The organism is Sorangium sp. So ce145 (assembly GCF_051525985.1).
GTDB lineage: Bacteria > Myxococcota_A > Polyangia > Polyangiales > Polyangiaceae > Sorangium > Sorangium cellulosum_B.
Genome location: NZ_CP150315.1, coordinates 12,024,794 through 12,040,662, shown reverse-complemented (window position 1 = coordinate 12,040,662; position 15,869 = coordinate 12,024,794). Strand labels below are relative to the sequence as shown.

Annotated in this window: 10 protein-coding genes; 5 read left to right on the top strand and 5 right to left on the bottom strand. The window is 73.0% G+C overall.

Translation table 11 applies throughout. From position 1 onward, the window contains the following. Positions 1-12 precede the first annotated feature (12 nt). Positions 13-4,056 (top strand): nSTAND1 domain-containing NTPase, encoded by a 4,044-nt coding sequence (locus WMF34_RS44715; protein ID WP_437991637.1) that lies wholly within the window; start codon positions 13-15, stop codon positions 4,054-4,056. Positions 4,057-4,115: 59 nt separating this feature from the next. Then, positions 4,116-5,480, top strand: coding sequence for an ADYC domain-containing protein (locus WMF34_RS44710; protein ID WP_437991636.1), 1,365 nt, complete (start codon positions 4,116-4,118; stop codon positions 5,478-5,480). 72 nt (positions 5,481-5,552) lie between these two features. Here the strand turns inward: WMF34_RS44710 and WMF34_RS44705 are convergent, their stop codons facing one another. From WMF34_RS44705 to WMF34_RS44695, 3 genes are all read right to left on the bottom strand, one after another. Further along, a complete protein-coding gene (locus WMF34_RS44705) occupies positions 5,553-7,679 on the bottom strand; it encodes a biotin carboxylase N-terminal domain-containing protein (protein WP_231864576.1) in 2,127 nt (708 codons plus the stop codon). A 214-nt stretch (positions 7,680-7,893) separates the two neighbouring features. Next, positions 7,894-9,207: a FecR domain-containing protein gene (locus tag WMF34_RS44700; protein WP_437991635.1), complete on the bottom strand. Its 1,314-nt coding sequence runs from the start codon at positions 9,205-9,207 to the stop codon at positions 7,894-7,896. Then, positions 9,204-9,956 carry an RNA polymerase sigma factor gene (locus WMF34_RS44695; protein WP_437991634.1) on the bottom strand — a complete coding sequence of 251 codons (753 nt, stop codon included), beginning with the start codon at positions 9,954-9,956 and terminating at the stop codon, positions 9,204-9,206. Before WMF34_RS44695 ends, WMF34_RS44700 begins: the two co-directional genes overlap by 4 nt. Before the next feature lie 333 nt (positions 9,957-10,289). On the opposite strand from WMF34_RS44695, the gene WMF34_RS44690 reads away from it, so the two are divergent. Both WMF34_RS44690 and WMF34_RS44685 read left to right on the top strand, forming a co-directional pair. Continuing rightward, complete coding sequence (locus WMF34_RS44690) at positions 10,290-10,499, top strand: hypothetical protein (RefSeq protein WP_044967283.1); 210 nt, start codon at positions 10,290-10,292, stop codon at positions 10,497-10,499. 300 nt (positions 10,500-10,799) lie between these two features. Next, a complete protein-coding gene (locus WMF34_RS44685; protein ID WP_437991633.1) occupies positions 10,800-11,885 on the top strand; it encodes a hypothetical protein in 1,086 nt (361 codons plus the stop codon). Positions 11,886-11,951: 66 nt separating this feature from the next. On the opposite strand, the gene WMF34_RS44680 is transcribed toward WMF34_RS44685, so the two are convergent. Both WMF34_RS44680 and WMF34_RS44675 read right to left on the bottom strand, forming a co-directional pair. Continuing rightward, complete coding sequence (locus WMF34_RS44680; RefSeq protein WP_044967281.1) at positions 11,952-13,106, bottom strand: ferritin-like domain-containing protein; 1,155 nt, start codon at positions 13,104-13,106, stop codon at positions 11,952-11,954. 238 nt (positions 13,107-13,344) lie between these two features. Then, positions 13,345-14,829: a serine/threonine protein kinase gene (locus WMF34_RS44675; RefSeq protein ID WP_437991632.1), complete on the bottom strand. Its 1,485-nt coding sequence runs from the start codon at positions 14,827-14,829 to the stop codon at positions 13,345-13,347. 294 nt (positions 14,830-15,123) lie between these two features. Here WMF34_RS44675 and WMF34_RS44670 point away from each other — a divergent pair, with 294 nt between their 5' ends. Further along, on the top strand, positions 15,124-15,852 hold the full coding sequence (locus WMF34_RS44670) for a hypothetical protein (RefSeq protein ID WP_044967279.1): 729 nt from the start codon (positions 15,124-15,126) through the stop codon (positions 15,850-15,852). The last annotated feature ends 17 nt before the right edge of the window (positions 15,853-15,869 follow it).

Sequence of the window (15,869 nt, the reverse complement as noted above, 5' to 3'; positions counted from 1 at the left end):
GACGGCGCAGCCGTGAGCGCGAGAGGGCCAGCCGAGCGCGAAGCGTGGGATCCCCCCGAGGAGTTCGAGGAGTACCGGATCGTGAGCCCCCTCGGGCGCGGCGCGATGGGTCGCGTCTACCTCGCCGAGGACCGGCTGCTGGCGCGGCGCGTCGCCATCAAGTTCATCGCGACCGAGTCCCCGTCCGACGCGGCCCGCGAGCGCTTCTTCGCCGAGGCCCGGGCGATCGCGCGGCTCTCGCACCCGAACGTGGTGGCCGTGCACCGCGTGGGCGAGGTGCGACAGCGGCCGTTCCTCGTCTCCGAGTACGTGCGCGGCCGGAGCCTGGACCGGCTCGACAAGCCCGTCCGCTGGCAGGAGGCGCTCGCCATCGGCGTCGCGCTCGCGCGGGGCCTCGCCGCCGCGCACCGGAGCGGGGTGCTCCACCGCGACATCAAGCCGGCGAACGCGATCATCTCGGACGAGGGCGAGGTGAAGCTGCTCGATTTCGGCCTGGCGAAGCTCCTGCCCGAGGCGGGCGAAGCGGCGGCGCTCCTCGATGCGCGGGCCGCGGACCGCGACGCCATGGCCGTGGACAGCGGCGCCGCCGCCGGGAGCGGCGGGGACACGGGAGCGACGACCGGCGATCTTCTGGAGACGACGAGATCGCACGCGCCGGGACGCGCGCGCCCCGGCGCGGTGGACGCCACCACGTCGCTGCCGGCGGAGGGCCCCCGCGCCGGCGACGGCGGCGCGACCGTGTCCGAGGAGCCCGGGGCCGCGCGCCCCCCGGCCGCGGAGACGACGGTCCCTCGCGCGCCGGGCGCCGCGCGCGCCGGGGTCGCCCGCTGCGGCGGCGAGGATGTCGTCGGCACGCCGCTGTACATGGCGCCCGAGGTGTGGCGCGATGAGCCCCCGAGCCCGCGCGCGGACGTCTATGCCCTCGGCGTGCTCCTCTACGAGCTCTGCGCCGGGAGGGCGCCCCACCACGGCGCCGCGCTGGCCGACCTGCCTCGCCTGGCGCAGGAGGTCGCGCCGCAGCCGATCGCGCGGCTCGCGCCGGATCTCGATCCGCGGTTCGCCGCCGTCATCGATCGCTGCCTCGAGCGCGATCCCGCGCGGCGCTTCGGCTCCGGCGACGATCTCCGGGAGGCGCTCGAGCAGCTCGTCGCCCGCCGCGCCGAGGCAGCCGCGCCGGAGGGCAACCCCTACCGCGGGCTGCTCGCCTTCGAGGCGGAGCACCGCGGGCTCTTCTTCGGCCGCGACGCGGAGGTCCGGTCGATCCTCGACCGGCTGCGGGCGCAGCCGTTCGTCCTGGTCACGGGCGACTCCGGCGCGGGCAAGTCGTCGCTCTGCCGCGCCGGCGTGCTCCCCGCCGTCGCGGAGGGCGCGCTCGGCGAGGGCGGCGCGTGGGCGATCGCCTCGGCGCAGCTCGGCCCGCGCCCCGTCGAGGCGCTCGCGGCGGCGCTCGGCCCGCTCGCGGGCGAAGGCGAGCGCGAGCTCGCCGAGCGGCTGCGCGCGGAGCCGGCGGCCCTCGGCCGGGAGCTCCGCCGGCGCGGGACCCCGGTGCTGCTCTTCCTCGACCAGCTCGAGGAGCTCTGCGCGCTCGCGAGCGCCCCCGAGGCGGCCCTCGCGGCCGAGATCCTCGCCGGGCTGCTGCGCTGGGGCGGCGGCGTGCGCGTGCTCGCGACGGCGCGCAGCGATTTCCTCGGTCGCCTCGGCGCGCTGCCGGGCCTCGGCGACGAGCTGTCGCCGGCGCTCTACCTCCTGCGCCCGCTCTCCCCCGAGCGGCTGCGGGACGCGATCGTCGGCCCTGCCGCGGCGAAGGGGTTCCGCTTCGCCGCAGGCGTGGTGGAGGCGCTGGTCGCGGAGGCCGCGCGCGCGGACGGCGGCCTCGCGCTCCTCCAGTTCACCCTCGCCGAGCTCTGGGACGCCCGCGACGAGGCGCGCCGCGAGATCCCTGCGGCGGCGCTCGCGGCGCTCGGCGGCGTCACGGGCGCGCTCGCGCGCCACGCCGACGGCGTCCTCCGCGCGCTCTCCCCCGAGCAGCGCGCGGCCGCGCGGAGGATCCTGCTCGCGCTCGTGAGCCCGGAGGGCACGCGCGCGCACCGGACCGACGCCGAGTTGCTCGGGCCCGAGCTCGCCACCGCGGCGCGCGGGCCCGGGGCGAGGACGGCCGCGCGGGCGGCGCTCGACGCGCTCGTGCGAGGGCGGCTGCTCGTCGCCCGCGAGGCGGAGGCCGGGGCGCAGAGCGCCTACGAGATCGCGCACGAGGCGCTGATCCGGGGCTGGGACACGCTGCACGGCTGGCTCAGCGGCGACGCGGAGCGCCGCGCGGTGGTCCACCGGATCGAGCGCGCGGCCGCCGAGTGGGAGCGGCTCGGCCGCCCCGCCGACGCGCTCTGGGGAGACCGGCAGCTCCGCGAGCTGCGCGGCGTCGCGGACGAGGCGCTCGGGCCGCGGGAGCGGGCGTTCCTGTCGGCGTCTCGCCGCATGGCGCGCCGGCGCACGGCGGCGCGCTGGGCGGCGGCGCTCGGCGTTCCTCTGCTCGTCGGCGCGGCCGTGGTCGCCGCGCGCCTGAGCGCCGCGCGGGCGCTCGACCGGCGGGTCGACGCGCACGTCGGCCAGGCGTCGCTCGCGCTGGCCGAGGCGCGGGCCGGGTCGGAGCGGTCGAGCGCCCTCGGACAGGACGCGCGCGCCCGGTTCGCCGGAGAGGACACAGCGGGCGGCGAGTCGACGTGGCAGAGCGCGCGCGCCGCCGCCGCGGAGGCCGATCGCGCCTACGCGCGCGCGTCGCAGGAGCTCGAGGTCGCGCTCCGCCTCGGCGACGCGGGCCGGGCCGACGTGCGCGCGCTCCTCGGCGACGCCCTGGTCGAGCGCGCCGCGCTCTCGGAGCGCGAGCGGCGCTTCGAGCAGCGCGACGAGCTCATCAGCCGGCTCGCCGCCTACGACGACGGGGGCGAGCGCCGGCGCCGCTGGGGCGCGCCGGCGCGGCTCGCCGTGGGCACCGCGCCGGCCGGCGCCGAGGTGACGCTGCGGCGGTTCGAGGTGGCGGGCGGACGCCGCGTCCTGTCGGCTCCGCGCGCGCTCGGCAGGACGCCCCTCGAGGGCCTCGAGATCGAGCGCGGATCGTTCGCGCTCTCCTTCACGGCGCCGGGGCGCGCGCCGGTCACGCTGCCCCTCGTGCTCGAGCGGGCCCAGGTCGAGCGCGTCGACGTCGCGCTTCCGGACGCGGGCGCCGTCCCCGAGGGCTTCGTCTACGTGCCTCCCGGGCGCTTCCTCTTCGGGATGGAGGAGGGAGAGCTGCGGCGCATGCTCAACTGCCAGCCGCTCCACGCGGCCGAGACGGGCGCTTACCTCATCGCGCGGCGCGAGGTCACGCTGGCCGACTGGATGGCGTACCTGCGCGCGCTGCCGCCGGAGGAGCGCGCGCGGCGCACGCCCGCGGCGCAGAAGGACTGGCACGCGCTGGAGCTGCGCCAGGCGGAGGGCGGCGGCTTCGAGCTCTCGATGCGGCCCACGGCGCAGGAGTACCGCGCGCGCGAGGGCGAGCTGCTCCGCTACCCCGGGCGAGCGCGGCGCGCCGTCCAGGACTGGCGCCTCTTCCCCGTCGCCGCTGTCTCGTTCGAGGACGCGCTGGCCTATGTGGCCTGGCTGGCCGGCACCGGGCGTGTGCCCGGCGCGCGGCTGTGCACGGAGCTCGAATGGGAGCGCGCCGCCCGCGGCGCCGACGACCGGGTCTATCCCGGCGGAGACCGGCTGGAGCCCGACGACGCCAACCACGACGTGACCTACGGGCGCGAGCCGCTCGGCTTCGGGCCCGACGAGGTGGGCGCGCACCCGGCCTCCGACAGCCCCTTTGGCGTCCAGGATCTCGCGGGCAACGTGTGGGAGTGGACGGTATCTGCCGGGCGCGACGGCGCGCCTGTGCTCCGCGGCGGCAGCTGGTATCAGGACGCGGCGTCGAGCGCGAGCAGCAACCGCGAGGTGGCCGAGCCGACGCTCCGCAACCCGCTCATCGGACTACGGCTCTGCGCGACGCCTCCGGCTCCGGCGGGCTCAGGTCCTGGACGCTGAGCCACCCTTGCTTGCTCGGCAGTACTTGCGTGCTGGAGCGTGTGCCCGGAGAGCAAGGTTTGCTCGACCTGCCGCGAGCGCGCCGCCGGCGAGGCGGCTGGGGCGGCACGCCGATTGCCAGACACGGTGCGCGGCGCGGGCCCGCGCGTGAGGCGAGGCGCGAGCGCCGGATGAGCAAACGAGAGGCAGGCTTCAAGATGACGCTTTTCACGGGATCCAGGGTGGAGACACGGCGGGCCGGCGTGTGCGGCGCAGCGGGCGGCGCGTCGCAGTTGCGGCGGGCGGGGCGCGCCGCGGTCGTCGCACTGCGGGGCGCGGCCATCCTGCTGGGCGCGGCGTGCGTTGGCGAGGAGCCGGCCGATGAGCTCTCCCTCGTCGACGAGGCCGGATCGCCGGCGAGCGAGGCGCAGGTCGTCGAGATCGACGTGGAGCTGGATGTGACGATCGTGCCGCCGTCGCTCAAGGCGTGCGTGTCGTGCATGGAGTTCAATGATATCCTGTCCGCCGACGAGCTGAGAAATCGCTGGGGACAGCAAGGGAGGACGCTCCATGGCATCATGGACGGCGGCGATTGCGAGGCCATGGAGGTGCCCAGGAGCTTTTCCCTGAGCAGCGCAGCCGACGCGGCTGGGGCGCACATCCCCGATGTCCAGGTCCATCAGGGCAGGCTCGTCAGCAGCAGCGGCGCTGTGGAGTGGAAAGGAGCGCGTTTCCAGGCGAGCGTCCGCTGCGCCGGCGGCGCGGGGACTCTCCCTGTGACCGCCGTCATCACGGAGGTGCTCCCCGGCGCGAGCCATTTCGAGCGCGCCTATCGGCTTGACAAGTACCGCGTGATGCTCATCGATCCACGGAGCGGCGCCTCGTTCCCGGCGTGTCGCAACCCGGAGGACCGGACCCGTGGCCATCTGGCGATCGCGCTCCCCGGCGTCTGGAACGAGCACGGGAACCTCGAACACGACCTCGACGCCTTCACGTTCGCCTGCGTGACGTCCGCCGCGGCCAAATGCGACGATTGGGGCTACGGGCACGCGGGCATCCGAGCGGTCGATGTCTCGGAGATGCGCGTCCACGAGGCGTGCACCCGGATGGCGCGCGCCGATTACTGCGGCACCGGTGGCACGTGGACGCGCGACAGCACGACGATCGGGTTCTGGGACAGTGCGACTGTGGCGGGCGCAGAAGAAGCGTATCCGCCGCAGGCTCCGGGCTTCGAGTTCGAGGCGGCGTGGACCGCGGAAGGGGCGCTATGCATGCATCACCCACGCTGGCCAGATCGGTCACCTATGTGTGAAAAAGAGATCCCTTTCTGCGACTCGGCGAAACAGGCCAGCGACCGGTTCGACAAGTCTCTGCTGCTGTTCAACACGTCCAGAACCGAGGGCAACACGATCGGGCTGCCCCGCACCATGCCCATCGACCCGTAAGCAGCACCCCTCCAGTCCGGGCGGCCAAGCGGCCCCGCGCCGCCCATCCCCGGAGCGCGCGGTCTCCCCGGCTCACGCCTCCTGGCGGAACGCGGCCACGAGCCAGTTGACGTGACGTCCGGTGTCGTCGTCGCTCGAATGGCGCTTGAACAGCGGCATCCTCAGGATGCGCACGTGATCCTGGAGGTTCGTCTTGAAGGGCGAGCCCTGGATGGGCGTCCCGTCGGGCCGCACCTGCCGCCCCTCGATCTTCATCTTCTTCAGCACCTCGAGGGACGCGAGCCGCAGGAGCTCATAGGCCCTGTCCGGGTCCTTGCAGCTCACGGAGACGATGAGCTTGCCGAACGTGGGGTCCTTGTTCACGAGGACGTCCCCCGCCTCGAAGCCGCAGTCGAAGCGGACCTTCAGGTCGGTGAGGCCCTTCTCCTCGAGCGCCTCGCGGATCGGGTCGGTGTCGGGGAGCGCGATGCGATCGAAGATACCCGCGTTGGGCAAGAACAGCCCTTTGCCGCCGTCCCGCGAGTCCCTGAGATCGGGATTCCAGCTCTCCGCGTTGATGCGGAACTCGCGGCTACAGTGGGTCTGCACCACGTGGTCCTGCTCGAAATCGATGGGTTGCCCGTCCGCGATGCGCATCTGCCACGCGACGAGGTTCACGGGGACGCGGCTGCGCTTCCGCTTGATGGCGTAGCTCTCCTCGCTGACGGGGTGCTCCACCTGGATCCGCGTGTTCATCTCCAGGAAGTAGAACTTCCCTTCCTTGAACATCAGCTCGACGGTGCCCGCGCCCACGTAGCCCACGCGGTCCGCGATCTGCACGGCGAGCCCGCAGATGCGCTCTTCCAGGCCCGGGTACCGCCGGAGCAGGGCCGGCGGCGCCTCCTCCTGGATCTTCTGGCTCGCGCGCTGCTCGCTGCAGTCGCGCATGCCGAAGTGCCGCGCGTTGCCGTAACGATCCCGCAGCACCTGCACCTCCAGGTGGATCGTCTCCGGGATGTTCTGCTCGAACATCACGCCCGGCTGCCAGTTGTACGCCTTGATCTCGCCAAGGACCTTCTGGATGGCCTGAGGCACCTGCTCCACGGTCGGGATGACGGCCTGCCCGCGGCCGCCGCCGCCGTTGGCGGCCTTCAGCCGCCCCGGGAACGTGAAGCGCCCAGCCGCATGGGCCTCCAGGACGATCCGCTGGATCTCGCCCGGATCGTCGCTGTCGATGACGATGCCCGGCGTCACCGCGGTCGGGTCGAAATCCTGGGCCATCAGGCGGAATTTGCGCTTGTCGCCGGCGCTCTCCACCACGTCCTGCATCGGGCCGACGAAGACGATGTTCTTCTGGCGGAAGTGCCGGATGGCCGCGGCGTTCTCCGCCAGCGGGCCGTACCCGGGATAGAGCCCCGCGCGCGACAGCTCGTCCTGCCAGCCGTCGCCGAAGCGCCGCTCGAACTCGGCCCTCACCTTGTCCGCGATCTGGGTGAAGTTCGCGTAGCTCTCGCGGAAGCTCCCCTCGAGCCCCACCCCGAACCCGCCGCCCTCCCGCGCGATCCGCAGCTGCAGCGCGTTCGCGTCGTCCTGCAGGCTGTAGAGGACCACGGGGATCTTGCCGAGCGCGATCGCCTCCCGCGTCGCCCGCACGCCCATCTCGCCCTTGTCCGCCACGAGGACGTACTTGAGCTGGCCCGCGCTCACCGTCGTGGCGGGGTAGCTGTCCAGGCGATGCACGGCGGCGTACAGGAGATCCAGCACCTGCGCGTCCTCCCGCAGGAGGTCGCCGGCCCTGGAGCGCAGCAGCTCCGCCGCCTGGTCGCGGAGCGAGGGCTCGTCCTGCTCCAGGATCAGGAACTTGAGGAACCGCTCGTCGTCGAATTCACGGCGCTTCAGCGCCCGGAGCAGCCCGCCCTCCAGGTAGCGAGCGAACCCGTCGCGATCCGCGGCCGTGATCGCCGCGCGCGTGTCCCGGATCCGCGCGAGCAGGCCCTCCGCCGCCGCGAGGAGCTCCAGCACCCGCTCCTCGTCGAGGAGCGCCCTGCGCAGCGCCGCTTCCAGGGGGCGCTGCCAGCCGAAGTGCGTCCTCCACACCTCGCCGTTCGCGATGAGGTACCGCAGCCCGAGGAGGCGGTGCGCGTCCTTGCCGCCGGCCAGCGTGCCCAGATCGAGCAGCACGAAGCCAGGGACGCCCATCGCCGTGGTGAACGCCTCCATCGAGGACACATAGCCGCCCCGGGGCAACACCAACTTCCACGACGGGAGCGATTGAACGTCGTTGCGAGCGGGTAGAGAGCTGGTGCGGACGGCGGTGGTCATCCTGAGCGGTTCTCCGGCGCGGCGAGCAAGCAAGCGCAGAACCGCTGGGGGATGTCAAGCGTGTCCGCCGCGCTCGGCGGAGCGCGATCGACGTGGACGGGCGCCCCCCGCGCTACGGGGTCGGGCTCGCGTCCGGGGCCGGCGGAGGCTGGGGCGGCGGGACCGCGTGCTCCTCTTGCTCGGCCGCCTCTTCACCGGACTCGCCGGAGACGATCCGCTGGACGTCCTCGCACCGGCCGTCCGGGTACTTGGCCACGTACTCCTTGGCCATCTGAGAGGCCTCTTCCTTGTGGCCGGCGACCACCTCGGCGCGGATGCGCTTGCAGAACGAGTCCTCCGCGAGGTTGCCCTCGGGCGACAGCGAGCGCGCCTGCTCGTAGTACCTCGCCGCCAGCGCCTGCTCGCCCATGCTCGCGTGCATGTCGCCGAGCTTGTAGGCCGCGATCGGCGCGTTCGCGTCGCTCGGGAAGCCCTCGACCACGCGCGCGAACGCGCGCATCGCCGCGGCGCGATCGCCGCCCTTCCCGCGCAAGAGGTCGCTGAGGTCCATCAGCTCCCTCGCCGTCTTCGCGGAGGCGATGGCGCCGTCGATGCCGCCGCTCTGCTGCTGCAGGCTCTGCAGCGCCTCGGCGACGTTGCCCGCGTTGTACCGCGCGCGCCAGTCCGGCGCGGCGGCGGAGGCGGCCGGCGCGGCGGCCACCGGCGGCTCGATCGGCGCCACCTCCGCGCTCGAGCGCGGCAGCGACGAGGCGCGGGCGCGCCGGGGCTCCGGCGGCGCCACGACCGCGATCCGCTGCCGGATCGGCACGCCCTCCTCGGCGTCGCCGCGCCCGAGCTCCCGCGAGCCGGCCGGCGACGTGAGCTTGACCGAGCCGTCCGCGACGTTGACGTCGATCGCGTCGACGTTGTGCTTCACGCGCAGCACGCTGCCCGCCGCCGCCGCGAGGCGGGCCTCGCCGGCGACGATCGCGAGCGCCGCCGTGCGCGTCCCGCTCACGGTGTCGAGCCACGCCTCGCCCTGCACGAGCCGCAGCGTCAGCGCGCCGCCGTCCGCCTGCTCGACCTCGACGGTCGTGCCCGCCGTCAGCGAGATCCTGCCGCCGCCCGGCAGCTGGAAGGTGCGCCCCTGCGAGCCCGCGGCGAACACGTCGACAAACGACGGCGCGTCGTCGGCCGGCGCCACGGCGGTGGGCGCGGGCGCCGCGCGCTCGTCGCTCCAGATCGCCTTGCCGAGCCACAGGCCGCCGCCGAACGCCGCGAACGTCGCCGCCGCGAGCATCGCGGCCATGCCCGCGCGCCGCGGCGACGAGCGCTCGCGCGCCCCGAGGTCGTGCTCGATGCGGTCCCAGACGCGCGCGATCCGCTCCTCGGTCGCGTGGTCGCGCAGATCTGCCGGGGCGATCCGGGGTAGCCCTCGCCGGCTCATGATGAGGCCTCGCTGCTGGTTGAATCTACAAAATGACCGTCGAGGAAGTGTTGCGCCCGCGAAATCCGCCGCTTGACGGTCGCGAGCGAGCAGTCCGTCATCTGCGCGACCGTCTCGAGATCGTGCCCCTCCACCGAGCGGAGGATCCACGCGATCCGGTCGTCCGCCGGCAACGTCTGGAGCAGGGCGTAGATCTGCGCGATCTGCGCGCGCGCGTGGGGCGACGCGGCCGGGCTCGCCAGGGCGTCGAGATCGACCGGCTCGCTCGATTTGCCCATCCCGAGCACGCCGAGCAGCCGCGCGCGCCGCATCCGCGAGCGGACCTTGTGGACGATGATCGACCCGAGCCAGGCGCGGAACGCGGCGGGATCCACGAGATCGTCGAGGCGCTCGTAGGCGCGGAGGAACGCGTCGTGGACGATGTCCTCCACGTCGCGCGCCGAGCCCTCGATGCGCGTCGCGAGGTGGATGGCGAAGGCGACGTGCCGCCGGTAGAGCTGCTCGAGCGCGCCCACGTCCCCGCGGGCGCCGAGCATCACGAGCTGCGCGTCCGGCAGCTCCGCGAGGCCCGTTCCGCGCTCGGCCGGCCCGGTCGCGGCGGCGGACCGCCGGTCCTGCGCGCGCGCCCCCCCGAACCGGCCGTCGCCGCGGCCGCGCTCCTCCGGAGCGAACGCGGGCCCGGCGTCGCCCATGTCCTCCTGGGCCTCCGCAGCCGGGGCAGCCGGGGCAGCCGGTTCGACAAGGCGCAAGCGCCCTCGCTGAGGTCTCAGAGCCATGCGTTCGTACCAGGGGACATGACTGGAAATGTACAGCTGACGGTGATCGCGATGCCCTCGCGGGAGGCGGAGCGTCGGCCCGGGCGGAGCGCCGCGCCCCGGGCTCCTGTCCAGAGCGGCATCAGGAGCGCCCCGAAGTTCCCACACTTTTCTAGACGCCTGGTCGGGCCCGAGCGGCTCATCGAAAAAACTGTGAGCCGTTCTGGCTCCCCCCGGCGTCTGGGTGGTGGCCGCCGGATTTGCGTGCGGTTCACACGCCTGTTGGTTGTGAGGGTGGCCTGACCGCCCTCTTTTTCGGAGGATTCCATGAAGAAGCTCGTTCTTGCGCTCGCCGCCGTCTCGTCCCTCGTCGTCGCCTGCGGCGGCAGCGCCCCGGCCCCGACCGACCCGGGCGCGGCTCCGGCGGCTGACCCGGCGGCGGCTCCGGCGGCTGACCCGGCGGCGGCCCCCGCGGCCGACCCGGCGGCGGCCCCCGCGGCTGACCCGGCGGCGGCGCCGGCCGACGCCCCCAAGTGAGCTCTCTGCGCGGCACGTCGCTTCCTGGGTGAAGCGCGCACCGCGGAGCGCTTTGGGCGACGCCTCTCCGGAGGCGCCGCCCTCTTTTATTTTGTACCCCCCGTCCGGCATGCGCTCCCGGCCCGCGGCGCCGGCGCCGGCGCCGGCGCGCCCGTGCTTTCGCGCCACCCGCGGGGCGTCTCCATGTATGTTCCGTCCGCGCGCGTTCCCGTGGACGGCTCATCGCGGTGCCGCTGCAGCCCGCGAGCCGGTCCCGCTCCTTCTGACAACCCGACCTCTCGTGTCCCCGGGGCTGATCGTATGGGTACCACAAGCCGGCTGAGCTTCCTGCTGCGGTCCGGGCGGCATCGCCCTGGCTTCCTCTCCACGCGCGCCTTCGCCTGGTCTGCGCTCGTCGCCCTCGCGGGGGCCTCGCTCGGGGCGGGCTGCGGCCGCACCGAGACGTGGGAGTACGACAGCTCGTCCGGCGCCGAGCCCCCGGCATGCGGCGACGGCGCCTGCAACGGCGCCGAGGACTGCCGCTCCTGCGCCCCCGACTGCGGCCCGTGCCAGGGCCAGGGGTGCGGCGACGGCGTCTGCTCGGGGACGGAGACGTGCTCGATCTGCGCGATCGACTGCGGCCCGTGCGGGGGGTGCGGCGACGGCGCCTGCAATGGCGCCGAGGACTGCAGCAGCTGCGCCGAGGACTGCGGCCTCTGTCCGCGCTGCGGCGACGCCGCCTGCGATCCGGCGAGCGAGTCGTGCTCGACGTGCCCGGGCGACTGCGGGGTGTGTCCGAACTGCGGCGACGGCGTGTGCAGCGGCGCCGAGACGTGCGCGACGTGCGCGGGCGACTGCGGCGTCTGCCAGGGCTGCGGCGACGGCGTCTGCTCGCCGCGGGAGGACTGCCGCTCGTGCGCCCCCGACTGCGGCGTCTGCGAGGCCTGCGGCAACGGCGTGTGCAACGGCGGGATCGAGAGCTGCTTCTCTTGCCCGGACGACTGCGGCGCCTGCGCCACGTGCGGCGACGGCATCTGCTCGGGGACGGAGACGTGCGCGTCCTGCCGGCGCGACTGCGGCGTGTGCTCGGTGTGCTCGAACGGCGTCTGCGAGAGCTTCGAGACCTGCGGCATCTGCCCCCAGGACTGCGGCGCGTGCGAGCCCGTGGACTGCCAGGAGGTGGTCACCTGCGCCGCCCGGTGCATCGACAGCGAGCGGATGCCGCCGGAGTTCAGCGTCGCGTGCGTCTCCAGCTGCGTCTCGCGGGGCTGCCCCAACGCTCAGTTTTTCGCCGATCAGGCCCTCTCGTGCGCCTTCAGGTCGCTCGCCGTCTGCAACGGCGACTTCGCCTGCATCCAGAAGCGGTGCGGCGTCGAGCTCTCGGCCTGCGCCCGGTCCACCTGCTGATCTCTCCCCGGGGCCGGCGCGGGCGTCCGCTTCTCTCGCCCCTGGCCGCCCTCGGCCGCCCTCGCCTCACGCGTCGTCGAGCAGCTCCTTGGCCGTCAGCTCGCTGGCCGCCCGCCCGTGCTCGTACTCGAGCAGGCCGAGCGAGGCGTAGCGCGGCCGCATCCGCGCGGACAAAAGGCCGATCCGCTTCAGGTTCGGCACGATCCGCCTGAACATCGTCCGGCGGAAGAACCCCATCAGGTCGCTCTGGAGCATGAGCTCGTCCCACGCGCAGCGCGTCATGCGGTGAGCGTAGAACTCGTCATAGAACTCGTGCGCCAGGAAGCGGTTGCGCAGGAGCACCGACAGGTCGAACGCCCAGTCCTCACGCTCCCTCCGCGCCCGCTCGTCGATGCCCTCGCGGTAGAACCTGCTCAGCGCGAGCACCCCGTAGTGGACGTGGCGCGCCTCGTCGGTGATCACCGACCGGAGGACGTCCTTGAGGAGCGGCTCGCTCGTCACCTGTCGAATCGAGCCGAACGCGCCGAGCGCCAGGCCCTCGATCATGATCTGCATGCCGAGGAACTTCATGTCCCACCGGCCGTCGCTCATGATCGCGTCGATGACGACATAGAGGTTGTCGTTGATCTCGTAGAGCTTCTCCAGCTTCTGCGTCAGGTAGGCGTGGAACACCTCGACGTGGCGCCCCTCGTCGGCGACCTGCGTGCTCCCGTAGAGCTTCGCGTCGAGCGACGGCACGCACTCCGTGATCTGCGACGCCGCGAACAAGGCGCCCTGCTCGCCGTGCAGGAACTGGCTCAGCATCCAGGAGAGCAGCCCGTGGCGCTGCGTCGCGCGCTCCCGCTCGGAGAGCCTGCCCCAGGCGGGCAGCTTGGACGGCGGCATCCAGCCGTCGGGCAAGAGCGGCATTGCCGGGTCGAGCCAGTCGACGCTCCGCGACCAGTCGAGGTCTGTCGCAGCGTCCCACTGGGACGTCTTGGCGAGGTGGTAGAGCCTCGCCATGTCGGGGTCGTCCCGCCCGTAACTCCAGTTAAAGCTGGCCTCGTATCCAACCGAGATATCGGTCGAGACCACGCCCTTGCCCCGCCGCTGGACGAAGCCGCGGAAGGCGGGCCCGAGGAGCGAGGCGAGCACACGGACGTTACCGCTGCTCGACGCGTCGCGAAGGAGAGGGGCGGAATCGAGGAGGGTCTGGAGTGCTTGCTGAAGGCGCATGGACATGAGAGCTTTCCGGAGCGGCGAGGCGCTGGCGCGAGGCCGAGCGACCCGCGGGCGGCCCTTATAATGGCACCTATCATCGAGCGGCAATCGCCCCTCGCTCGTTTTTACGTCGTCATATCGACTCCGGGAGCTCCCGAGTCGGCCAGGGGGTCCACGCCGAGCGCGCGCCCGTCGCCGACCTGACATCGCGCGTCGCGGGGGCGCGGCGCGCGTCGCTGAAGGGCCGACGCTGGCCGCGTCAGAGCGCGCGGCACCGCAGCGTCGGCGCCGGCGAGGAGCAGTGCCCGGAGAGCTCGCCGATCAGCAGGAGCCCGGGCGGCCCCGCGGAGAGCTCGAGTCCGCCGATCCCGCGGACCGCCGCCTCCGTCGCGCAGAGCGCGTGCACCGCGTCGACGGGCGCCCACGCCCCGACCCGGGCCAGGTCGCCGCCGATGATCTCCGGGTGGTTCGCCGAGCGCACCACGACCTGCCCGGCGTGCAGGCACAGGTTCGTGTGCACGCGCGTGTCCGGGCCGCTCCTCAGCGCGATCTCCTCGTGGAGCGAGGCGGCGATCTCGATCACCGCCGCGCGCTCGAGCAGCGACTCCCGCAGCTCGCTGGAGAGGAGGCGCACGGCGAGGATCTCGCTGCCGGTCACGGAGACCAGCGTGAGCCCGGCGTCGCGGAGGCGCTCCTCCGCGAGGTCGAGCACGAGGCCGAGCTCCTCGGCGAGCGCGTCGTCGAGATCCTCGGCGTCGGTGCGCACCCGGAGATCGAGGTAGATCGCGATCGCGTCGGTCTGGAGCTCCGGCATGCTGCTCCGCCCCGACGTCGGCTCGCCGACCGCCTCGCGCAGCGTGTGGAGGAAGCTCTTCACCGAAGGATAGCGGTGCTCCGGCTGCTTCTCCATGCAGCGCAGCACCACCGCGTCGAGCGCGGGCGGCAGCGGGGTCCGCCGGCTCGGGCGCGGCGCGGGCTCCTCCAGGTGCTGCCGGAGCAGCTCGGTCGCGTCCGGCGAGTAGAACGGGAGCTTGCCCGTGAGGAGCCTGTGCAAGAGGACGCCGAGCGCATACACGTCCACGCGCGCGTCGAGGACGCCGCCGAGGATCTGCTCGGGCGCCATGATCGTGAGGGTGCCAGGCGCCCTGCCCGCCGTGGTGAAGCCGCTCGCCCCCTCGTCCGGCTCCATCAGCTTGGCGATCCCGAAATCGAGGAGCTTGATCGCCCGCGGGGCGCCCCGCGAGACGAAGATGTTGCTGCCCTTCACGTCGCGATGGATGATCCCGGCCGCGTGCGCCGCGTCGAGCGCCGAGCAGACCGGCTCGAGCAGCTCGAGCGCCTGCTCCGGCGAGAGCCGCCCCTCCTGCCGGAGGAGCACGTCGAGCGTCACCCCGTCGAGGTGCTCCATCATATAAAATGGCCGGCCGTCCGCGAGCTCGCCGGCGTCATGAATCTCGACGATCCCGGGGTGGTTGAGCAGCCGCACCACCTCGATCTCGCGCAGGAAGCGCTTCACCATCTTCGGCGACGCGGCGAGCGTCCCGTGGAGCACCTTCATCGCCACGCGCTCGCCGGTCCGGAGGTGAATGGCCTCGTACACGGCCCCGCATCCGCCCCGGGCGATAGGCGACACAACGGTGTACTCACCCGCCCGCGTGCCGCACGGCAGCTCGCCTCGGGAAAAGGATCTCTCCTCCAGCGAAAATGCCCGCGTCTCGTTATCTCGTGTCGCCAAAACATCCATCGTCATACCCCCCCCGATGCGACTAAGGACTCACCCGAGCGAGGATTTTCTCCGCGCCAGACGGCCGGGTTGGCGCTACACGCCGCTTCGCCAAGTGGTACAGTAAATCCATCGTTATCCTTACGGTAGCCTATTCCATCTGCTAGCAGAACGGACGCGGAGGGGGGACAGATGAAGAGGCGAATCCGAGCGCTGTGCGCACACACATTCCTGTTGGCTTCAGTGCCGTGCTGCGGTGGCAGCGACGGATTTCCCGCGGAGTGGGGGTCGGTCGACGAGGTCTCAAGTGCGCTCGTGAATCACAACGCGCTGAACCCGAACGCGCTGAACCCGAACGCCCTCAACCCGAACGCCCTCGACCCGATTGCGCTCGCCCCGAACAGACTCGCCTCGAACGCCCTCTCGGCGGCGGTCCGCGCCGCCATCACCCGCCCAGGGGAGCTCGGCGCGATGTCCAGGCAGCTCCTTCAATACATCGTCAGCTGCGCGCTGACCCCGTCGCAGTCGTTCAGGTTCTCGTGGCGCGACGAGCGCGGCGAGCTGCGCGAGGAGGTCTACCGGGGTTACCTCGGGCTCGCGGCGAGCTGGGCCATCGCGCCGCTGAGCGAGTCCCGGGAGCAATGGGTCTCGGCCTGCGTGGCGTCGCGCGCCAACCGGGCCGGCGTCTCCGTGATGATCTCGTCGCGCGCGGCGCACCTCGCCCTCAGGCACCCGGACGCGAGTGAGGTCGAGTCGTATCCGATGGAGGAAGGCGCGTTCTGGGGCAATCTGTTCGCGACCCCGCCCCGCCTCTATGCCTGCTACAACGAATCCAACGTGGAGAGCGCTCGGGCCCTCAGCAGGGACTGCGCCGCGGGGCTCCCCGAGCCCGGAGGGGGCGTCCGAGAGTGCCCGAACATTCACATCGTGGGCTCATGCGATCTCGCGTGTGACGCGCCCGGCGCGGCCGACGGCTATCGCCCGAGCTGCACCGACGATCGAGGCGAGTCGTGGTCCGCGGTGATTACGACGTTCCTGCCATGAGGCCCCCATGTTGCCCG

Bases quoted from the DNA above. Each gene is read 5' to 3' on its own strand.
- WMF34_RS44705 (WP_231864576.1), bottom strand. From the start codon at position 7,679: ATGGAGGCGTTCACCACGGCGATGGGCGTCCCTGGCTTCGTGCTGCTC.
- WMF34_RS44700 (WP_437991635.1), bottom strand. From the start codon at position 9,207: ATGAGCCGGCGAGGGCTACCCCGGATCGCCCCGGCAGATCTGCGCGAC.
- WMF34_RS44690 (WP_044967283.1), top strand. From the start codon at position 10,290: ATGAAGAAGCTCGTTCTTGCGCTCGCCGCCGTCTCGTCCCTCGTCGTC.
- WMF34_RS44685 (WP_437991633.1), top strand. From the start codon at position 10,800: ATGGGTACCACAAGCCGGCTGAGCTTCCTGCTGCGGTCCGGGCGGCAT.
- WMF34_RS44680 (WP_044967281.1), bottom strand. From the start codon at position 13,106: ATGTCCATGCGCCTTCAGCAAGCACTCCAGACCCTCCTCGATTCCGCC.
- WMF34_RS44675 (WP_437991632.1), bottom strand. From the start codon at position 14,829: ATGGATGTTTTGGCGACACGAGATAACGAGACGCGGGCATTTTCGCTG.